This is a genomic window from Limnochorda sp. (genome assembly GCF_047459355.1).
In the GTDB taxonomy this organism is placed as follows: Bacteria; Bacillota; Limnochordia; order Limnochordales; family Limnochordaceae; genus Limnochorda.
The window spans coordinates 1-1261 of sequence record NZ_VSCV01000100.1 but is presented as its reverse complement, the minus strand read 5'-3'; the positions used below and the strand labels follow the sequence as shown (position 1 = coordinate 1261).

Annotated in this window: 1 protein-coding gene; it reads left to right on the top strand. The window is 37.4% G+C overall.

Translation table 11 applies throughout. The features are described from left to right. Positions 1–51 precede the first annotated feature (51 nt). Complete coding sequence (locus FWJ67_RS11145; protein ID WP_414482859.1) at positions 52–1080, top strand: IS1595 family transposase; 1029 nt, start codon at positions 52–54, stop codon at positions 1078–1080. The last annotated feature ends 181 nt before the right edge of the window (positions 1081–1261 follow it).

Sequence of the window (1261 nt, the reverse complement as noted above, 5' to 3'; positions counted from 1 at the left end):
CCGAATTCTTGTTATAATCAAATCAAGAACAAGTGTTCGGAGGTTATCAAAATGAGCAAAGCGTTTAGCAATTTGTTAAAGTATATCGACAAATTGCCGCATACCCAAAAGGAACAAATTTACCAATGGGTTAAACGCTATGTTGACCCTGTTTCCTCGGCTGGCGGTCGTTTAATTAATGAAATGAGAGAAACTCGCTTTAAAAATGGGTTTGAATGCCCTCATTGTGCGTCCGAACACGTTGTTCGCTTCGGTAAGAACAATGGTCGTCAGCGTTATCGCTGTAAGTCTTGCAGAAAGACCTTTTCAGACACAACGAATACCTTTCTATATAGAACCCGAAAAGGTAACGAATGGATTACCTTTGTCGAATGCATGTTGAAAGGCTACTCCCTACGAAAATCGGCTGAGATTGTAGGGGTTACTTGGGTTACTCTCTTTTATTGGAGACATAAGCTTTTAAATGCACTTAAACAAATGGACTTTGAACATTTTGACGGTATCGTTGAAATAGACGAAACCTATTTCTTATACTCTCAAAAAGGACAACGCGGCATTACTAATCGTAAACCTCGTAAACGTGGCGGAAAATCCAAACATAGAGGAATTAGCCACGAACAAGTTTGTGTTCTTGTCGCCAGAGACCGAACTAAAGCAACTGTAACCAAAGTCGCTTGTATGGGTCGCATTGTAAAACCGAAAGTTGAATCAATAATTGGTTCTAAACTGTCTAAAGAAAATGTAATTGTAACTGATGCTTGGAGAGCCTACAAATCCTTTGCTAAAGCAAGAGGTTTAGAGCATTACCGTATTAAATCAGACAGTGGCAAACACGTTATCAAGGGCTTATATCACATACAAAATGTGAACAGTTTCCATTCCCGTTTAAAGAAGTGGATAGAACGATTTAAAGGTGTAGCTTCAAAGTACTTGGACAATTACCTTGCTTGGTTCTTATTTGTAGATAGTCGTAGTAATGAAAGCACTAAACAGCATATAAAAGAATTTCTTTTAGCATCATTCATGTATGAAATGACGGACACTTACGATAGCATACGACTATCTAAATTTACGGTGTAGTGTTTCTTTTAAATTTGTCCAGTATCCAGATACTCTGTTAGCAACAACTCAAACAGAAAGCTTCACCATTTACTTAGAAAAGATTGATTCCGTTGAAGACCATATAAATTGATGAAGCTCTTGTCAAATTACGGTTTCCTTATTTTTTGACTAAAAATCAACACTAAACTTTAACACAGCC